The organism is Arthrobacter sp. NPDC056727 (assembly GCF_042790555.1).
In the GTDB taxonomy this organism is placed as follows: Bacteria; Actinomycetota; Actinomycetes; order Actinomycetales; family Micrococcaceae; genus Arthrobacter.
The window spans coordinates 1-6,717 of the sequence record NZ_JBHTZA010000049.1 but is presented as its reverse complement, the minus strand read 5'-3'; the positions used below and the strand labels follow the sequence as shown (position 1 = coordinate 6,717).

General features: G+C 67.8%; 6 protein-coding genes. 3 read left to right on the top strand and 3 right to left on the bottom strand.

The genetic code is table 11. From position 1 onward, the window contains the following. Positions 1 to 139: 139 nt before the first annotated feature. Complete coding sequence (locus ACFRAH_RS24060) at positions 140 to 847, bottom strand: FadR/GntR family transcriptional regulator (RefSeq protein ID WP_377993413.1); 708 nt, start codon at positions 845 to 847, stop codon at positions 140 to 142. A 129-nt stretch (positions 848 to 976) separates the two neighbouring features. Here ACFRAH_RS24060 and ACFRAH_RS24055 point away from each other — a divergent pair, with 129 nt between their 5' ends. Continuing rightward, positions 977 to 2,323: an alpha-hydroxy-acid oxidizing protein gene (locus ACFRAH_RS24055; RefSeq protein ID WP_377993412.1), complete on the top strand. Its 1,347-nt coding sequence runs from the start codon at positions 977 to 979 to the stop codon at positions 2,321 to 2,323. Positions 2,324 to 2,343: 20 nt separating this feature from the next. Here ACFRAH_RS24055 and ACFRAH_RS24050 read toward each other — a convergent pair whose 3' ends face one another. Continuing rightward, positions 2,344 to 3,018, bottom strand: a complete 675-nt coding sequence (locus ACFRAH_RS24050) for an ArsR/SmtB family transcription factor (protein ID WP_377993411.1) — start codon at positions 3,016 to 3,018, stop codon at positions 2,344 to 2,346. A gap of 87 nt (positions 3,019 to 3,105) precedes the next feature. Continuing rightward, positions 3,106 to 4,317 (bottom strand): acetoin utilization protein AcuC, encoded by a 1,212-nt coding sequence (locus tag ACFRAH_RS24045; protein ID WP_377993410.1) that lies wholly within the window; start codon positions 4,315 to 4,317, stop codon positions 3,106 to 3,108. Between the two features lie 105 nt (positions 4,318 to 4,422). Here ACFRAH_RS24045 and ACFRAH_RS24040 point away from each other — a divergent pair, with 105 nt between their 5' ends. Together ACFRAH_RS24040 and ACFRAH_RS24035 are read left to right on the top strand one after the other, a co-directional pair. Next, positions 4,423 to 5,856: a TrkH family potassium uptake protein gene (locus ACFRAH_RS24040; protein ID WP_377993409.1), complete on the top strand. Its 1,434-nt coding sequence runs from the start codon at positions 4,423 to 4,425 to the stop codon at positions 5,854 to 5,856. Then, a complete protein-coding gene (locus tag ACFRAH_RS24035; RefSeq protein WP_377993408.1) occupies positions 5,849 to 6,535 on the top strand; it encodes a potassium channel family protein in 687 nt (228 codons plus the stop codon). The genes ACFRAH_RS24040 and ACFRAH_RS24035 overlap by 8 nt, the downstream gene beginning before the upstream one ends. Positions 6,536 to 6,717 lie beyond the last annotated feature (182 nt).

The window sequence follows — 6,717 nt, the reverse complement described above, 5'->3', positions numbered from 1 at the left end:
TCGAGGAAATCACCACGGGCATCGCGGGCAAACAACTTGGGCATCGCACGCTCCATCTGTCAGAGCGTTGCTACGACCATATGACTTTGCCGCCTATTTGGGGCCATTATCTGTACAAAAACTCCACGCCCCGGGTTGGTTACCGCCGGTCCGGGTCCGCGTTTTTCGGGCCCAGCCCGGCTTCCTTGTAGTACCCCCTGATATGGGCAGCAACAAGCTCGGCCGCCCGGCCGCCGTCGTCCTTCCGGATGGCCGCCAGGATCTCCCGATGTTCAGCCCGGAGCCGCGAGGCGGTGTGGTCCCAGTCCGGCAGGTTGGCGGTGAGCTTCCCGGCGTAGCCCTGGATGGCTTCACGCAGCGAGCCCATCATGGCGCTGACCACGGCGTTGCCGGCGGCGTCGGCCAGGGCCAGGTGGAAGCGGACGTCCAGGGCCAGGAAATCGTCGGTGCCGTGGCCTTCGTCCATGTCGTCAAGCAGTGCGCCGGCGAGGTCAAGTTCAGGGGCATCCGGCCTGGCCCGGGCAGCCGCCCAGGATTCGAGCAGCACGCGCGTTTCCACGACGTCCTCCACAGGCAGGTGCTGCGTGGCCACGTGCAGCCGCAGCGCGGAGCCGAGCGCCGCCGTCGGGTCCGAGATCACCACGGTGCCGGCCTCGGGGCCGGAACCCACACCCGCCCGGACCACGCCCATGGCCTCCAGGATGCGGATGGCCTCGCGGACGGAGGTGCGGGACACGCCGAGCTGTTCGGCCAGGGTCCGCTCGGCCGGGAGGCGGCCGCCGACGGCGAGCTGGCCGCCGGAGAGCTGGTCCTCAATCCACCGCAGGACAAGTTGGTGCGTACGCATGATCACCATGCTACTTGATGTGGTTGGACCACATGCCTTACAGTGTGGTTAGACCACAGCGGGGAGGCTCTGGCTGTTCAGCACCTTCCCTGCACGCCCCACCGAGGAAAGCACCCACGGAGGAAAGCCATGACCCACACCATCCAGCCGAGCAACCCCGAGACCACCCCTGCCCCGGACGCAACGGGCAGCCCGGCCACGCGGCCCGGCGCCGCAGCAGCCGCCGGAGCTGCGGCCGCCGCAGTTCCGGCCGCGCTGAAGCGCCGCATCCCGAAGTACTCGGACCTCGCCCCGCTCATGCAGTTCAAGAAGCCCGAGTTCAGCAAAGAGGCCCGGCTCAAGCGCGCCAGCACCGTCTGGGAACTGCGCGACATCGCCAAGCGCCGCACCCCCCAGGCCCCGTTTGACTACACCGACGGCGCGGCAGAGGGCGAGATCACCCTGCGGCGCGCCCGCGAGGCGTTCCTGGACATCGAATTCCGGCCGGGCATCCTGCGGAACGTGTCCAGCATCGACCTCAGCACCGACATTCTGGGCAAGCCCTCCCGGCTTCCGGTGGGCATCGCCCCCACCGGCTTCACGCGGATGATGCAGTCCGAAGGCGAATACGCCGGCTCGCAGGCCGCCGAGGCCGCCGGCATCCCCTACACGCTCTCCACCATGGGCACGGCGTCGATCGAGGACGTCGCCGCGGCGGCACCCGCCGGCCGGAACTGGTTCCAGCTGTACCTGTGGACGGACCGGGACCGCTCGCTCGAACTGATCGAGCGCGCAGCCAAGGCCGGCAACGACACCCTGATGGTCACCGTTGACACCGCCGTGGCAGGGGCGCGGCTGCGCGACGTCCGCAACGGCATGACCATTCCGCCGGCTCTGACGCTGAAGACAGTGCTCGACGCCTCCTACCGTCCGGCCTGGTGGTTCAACTTCCTCACCCACGAGCCGCTCACCTTCGCCTCGCTCTCCCGGTACACGGGCACGGTGGCCGACCTCATCAACTCCATGTTCGACCCCACCCTCACCTTCGAGGACCTGGACTGGCTGCGCGAAACCTGGAAGGGCAAGCTCGTGGTCAAGGGCATCCAGACCGTGGAGGACGCCCGCAAGGTGGTGGACCACGGCGCGGACGGCATCGTGCTCTCCAACCACGGCGGCCGCCAGCTGGACCGCGCCCCCATCCCGTTCCACCTGCTCCCCGGAGTTTCGAAGGCGCTCAAGGCGGACAACAGCAACGCTGCGATCATGCTGGACACGGGCATCATGAGCGGCGCGGACATCGTTGCCGCCCTTGCCCTCGGCGCCGACTTCACCCTCATCGGCCGGGCCTACCTGTACGGGCTCATGGCCGGCGGCCGGGCCGGCGTGGACCGCGTCCTGCAGATTCTCGAGAAGGACATGGCCCGGACCATGGCGCTCCTCGGCGTCAGCAGGATCTCCGAGCTGACCCCGGACCACGTGCGGATCCTCGGAAAGTAACCGCCGCTCCGCCCAACGGGTTATTTTTTGCGGCCGAACTTGGGCAGGTTGGCCAGCAGGTCGGCGGCCTTCGTCGCGGCGCGGCCCACGGTGCGGCCGATCTGCTGCGGGACGGTGTCATCCTGGCCGGCGCTCCCGGGCACTTGTCCGCCGGGAACCACGACGGCGGGACTCAGCTGTCCGCTCGCCGGCCGCCCGAGGACGTGGGTGGCGTCTTCCGGCGTGCTGCCGGCATGCGCTGCCGCGGCTGCTGCGAACGCGTCGGGGACGTCGGCGGCCGGGGCAGCCGCGCTGGTGGAAGCCGCGCCGGCCGAAACCGGCGCGTGTGCGCCGGCCGGCGCAACGGCTGCCGCAGCCGCCCGGTCGGAGCCGGCGTGGGCTTCGTCAGCCTGCTGTGTTGCAGCGTCCGGTGCCGCCACAGCGGAAGCCGCGCGTCCGACGTCGAACGTGTCCAGCCAGCTGGCGACCCCCTCCAGCGGCTTGGTGTTAAGCGCGTAGTAGCGCTTCTGGCCCTGCGCGCGCATGCTGACAAGGTCTGCCTCACGCAGCACCTTGAGGTGTTTGGAGATGGTGGGCTGGCTCGCGGCGAGCTCCTCGACCAGCTCCCCCACAGCCTTGTCCCCCGACTGGAGGGACACGAGAATGTCGCGCCGCGTTGCCTCAGCAATGACGGCAAATACGTCGTCTGTCACCATGAGACCCACCCTAGCGACATATACGCCGAATGGCATCTACTATTTCGCTGGTGCTTCGTCCCATGAAGAACGAGTTGAACCAGGGAACTAGTCGAACCAGGGGTCCAGCCCGTACAGCGGGAAGACTTCCTTGCGCGTGGCCATCACGGTGCGGTCCACATCGTCGTTGGGATCGAAGCCCACTTCCCAGGAGCGCCACCAGACATCGGCGTCGTCGCCCATGCTCTCGGGCGTGTCCACGCCGTAGCGCTCCTGCACGTACATCCGCCACGCCTCGGGCACGGGGGTCCGCAGCGGCACCGGCCGATTTGCGGCGATGCCGATCAGGTGGCTCCACGTCCGCGGCACCACGCCTGTGATGTGGTACCCGCCGCCGCCGGTGGCGATCCAGCGGTCTCCGCAGTACCGCGCGGCAAGGTTCGCGACGGCGGTGGCAGCCTCCCGCTGCCCGTCGACGCTGACGTTGAGATGGGTCAGCGGATCGAGCCGGTGCGAGTCGCAGCCGTGCTGGCTGACGATGACCTCGGGCCCGAAAGCGCCCACCAGTTGCGGGACCACCGCGTGGAAGGCCCGCAGCCAGCCGGCGTCGCCCGTTCCCGCCGGCAGCGCCACGTTCACTGCGCTCCCCAGTGCCTCGGGACCGCCAATCTCGTTGGCGAAGCCGGTGCCCGGGAACAGGGACATCCCGGTCTCATGCAGGGAGATGGTGAGCACGCGGGGATCGTCCCAGAAGATGCTCTGCGTCCCGTCCCCGTGGTGGGCGTCGACGTCGATATATGCCACCCGCTGCACGCCGCCGTCGAGCAGTTTCCGGACCGCCAGGGCGGCGTCGTTGTAGACGCAAAAGCCGCTGGCCCGGTCCCGGGAGGCATGGTGCAGGCCGCCGCCGAAGTTAACCGCCCGCACCGCCGAGCCGTCCAGGATCGAGTTGGCCGCGAGCAGTGAGCCCCCGGCCAGTCGCGCGGCGGCCTCGTGCATGCCGGCAAAGGCGGGGTCATCCTCGGTGCCCAGCCCGTAGGACTCGTCCGCGGCGGCAGGGTCGTCGCTGGCCCGGCGGACCGCGGCCACGAAGTCGGGGCTGTGGACGGCGGTGAGCTCGCCGTCGTCGGCAACTTCCGGGGCGGACAGCGTGACGTGGGCCAGGTCCAGCAGGCCCAGGCTCGAAGCCAGCCGGGCGGTCAGCTCCATGCGCTCGGGTGCCATGGGGTGGCCGGGGCCGAAGTTGTACGCCGTCATGGCGGCGTCCCACACCACCGTCGTTGGCAGTGCGGGAAGGCTGAGTCCGGACTGGAATGTCATTACTCACAGGCTACCGGAGCCCGGTCTGCTCCCGGGCCCGGCCATGGCACGGCGTTTAGTGGTTTACTACTGGAGGAAGCAGAGTCAATCGAGGAACAGCCGCACATGACCCAAAGCCAGTCGAGGTCCAAGAGCCCGGCCAGCTGGCAACCCGCACCGCCGGAGCGTGAGGGCCTGTGGATATTCACGGGCATCCGTGACTTCATCGATGACATTGCCAACACCTCCCCGGCCCGGCTTGCCCTGAGCGCCTTCGTGGTGGTCATCGTCCTTTTCACCGGCCTGCTGTCGCTGCCTGCGTCCTCGGCCACCGGCGACTTCACACCGCTCCACCAGGCCCTCTTCACTGCGGTCTCGGCTGTCTGCGTCACGGGCCTGACCGTGGTGTCCACCGCCGTGCACTGGTCCTTCTTCGGGCAGCTGATCATCCTGGTCGGCATCTTTGTCGGCGGCCTCGGCACGCTGACCCTGGCGTCGCTGCTGGCCCTCATGGTGAGCAAGAAGCTGGGCGTCAGGGGCAAGCTCATCGCCCAGGAAGCCATGAACAACGCGGGACGCCTGGGCGAGGTGGGTACGCTGCTGCGGATCGTCATCACCACCTCGGTGGTCATCGAGGCCGCCCTGGCGATCGCTCTGATCCCCCGCTTCATGGTCCTGGGCGAGCCGTTCTGGCAGTCCGTCTGGCACGGCGTCTTCTACTCGATCTCGTCCTTCAACAACGCCGGCTTCACCCCGCACTCGGACGGCATCGTCCCCTACGAAACCGACCTCTGGATCCTCATTCCGCTCATGCTGGGCGTCTTCCTGGGCAGCCTGGGCTTCCCCGTCGTCATGGTGCTGCAGCAAAACGGGCTGAACTGGAAAAAGTGGAACCTGCACACCAAGCTCACCATCCAGGTCTCGTTCATCCTGCTCGCGGCCGGCACCGTGCTGTGGGCACTCATGGAGTGGGACAACACCCGCACCATCGGTTCCATGAGCCTCGGCGACAAGATCACGCACTCGCTCTTCGCCTCGGTCATGACGCGCTCGGGCGGCTTCAACCTGGTGGACCAGAACCAGATGGAGTCCACCACCAAACTGCTCACGGACGCCCTGATGTTCGCCGGCGGCGGCTCCGCCTCAACGGCAGGCGGCATCAAGGTCACCACCATCGCCGTCATGTTCCTGGCCATCATCGCCGAGGCCCGCGGCGACGCCGATGTCAAGGTCTACGGCCGCACCATCCCCGAGGGCACTATGCGCGTGGCCATCTCGGTGATCGTCGCGGGCGCCACCTGGGTGTCCGCGTCCGCCTTCCTGCTCCTGCACATCAGCGGAGCCTCACTGGACCGGGTGCTGTTCGAAACCATCTCGGCCTTCGCCACCGTCGGCCTCAGCACCAACCTCAGCGCCGAGCTGCCGCCGGAGGGCGTGTATGTGCTGGCCGTCCTGATGTTCGCCGGCCGCGTCGGCACCGTCACGCTTGCCGCTGGCCTGGCCCTGCGCCAGCGCAGCCAGCTGTACCACTACCCGGAAGAGAGGCCAATCATTGGCTAATTCGTCAGGCGCCCCCAACCGCCCCTCCCACAACGCGCCGGTCCTGGTGATCGGGCTGGGCCGCTTCGGCTCCTCCACCGCCGAGCAGCTGGTGAAGCAGGGCCGCGAGGTGCTGGCCATTGAGCGCGACAGGGCCCTGGTCCAGAAGTGGTCACCTGTCCTGACCCACGTGGTGGAAGCCGACGCCACCAACATCGACGCGCTGCGGCAGCTGGGCGCGCAGGAGTTCAGTTCAGCCGTGGTGGGCGTGGGCACGTCCATCGAGTCCTCGGTGCTCATCACCGTGAACCTGGTGGACCTGGGCATCGAGCACCTGTGGGTCAAGGCCATTACGCCGTCCCACGGCAAGATCCTGACCCGCATCGGCGCCAACCACGTCATCTACCCCGAGGCCGACGCCGGCGTCCGCGCCGCGCACCTCGTCTCCGGGCGCATGCTGGACTTCATCGAGTTCGACGACGACTTCGCCATCGTGAAAATGTATCCGCCGCGTGAAACGGTAGGTTTCACGCTGGATGAGTCCAAGGTGCGCTCCAAGTACGGCGTGACGATCGTGGGCGTGAAGTCCCCGGGCGAGGACTTCACCTACGCCCGTCCCGAGACCAAGGTGTCCGCCCGGGACATGCTGATCGTCTCCGGCCACGTGGACCTGCTGGAGCGGTTCGCCGCCCGGCCGTAAGGTTCACGACGACGGCACCACCCGCCGTCGTTAGTAATGGGCCCACACCCGCCGTCGGAGTTTTTGTACAGATAATGGGCGTTAGAGCCCGGCAAAGTCATATGGTCGTAGCAACGCTCTGACAGATGGAGCGTGCGATGCCCAAGTTGTTTGCCCGCGATGCCCGTGGTGATTTCCTCGAT

Coding starts and splice junctions, on each gene's coding strand:
- ACFRAH_RS24060 (WP_377993413.1), bottom strand. CDS start 847: ATGCGTACGCACCAACTTGTCCTGCGGTGGATTGAGGACCAGCTCTCC.
- ACFRAH_RS24055 (WP_377993412.1), top strand. CDS start 977: ATGACCCACACCATCCAGCCGAGCAACCCCGAGACCACCCCTGCCCCG.
- ACFRAH_RS24050 (WP_377993411.1), bottom strand. CDS start 3,018: ATGGTGACAGACGACGTATTTGCCGTCATTGCTGAGGCAACGCGGCGC.
- ACFRAH_RS24045 (WP_377993410.1), bottom strand. CDS start 4,317: ATGACATTCCAGTCCGGACTCAGCCTTCCCGCACTGCCAACGACGGTG.
- ACFRAH_RS24040 (WP_377993409.1), top strand. CDS start 4,423: ATGACCCAAAGCCAGTCGAGGTCCAAGAGCCCGGCCAGCTGGCAACCC.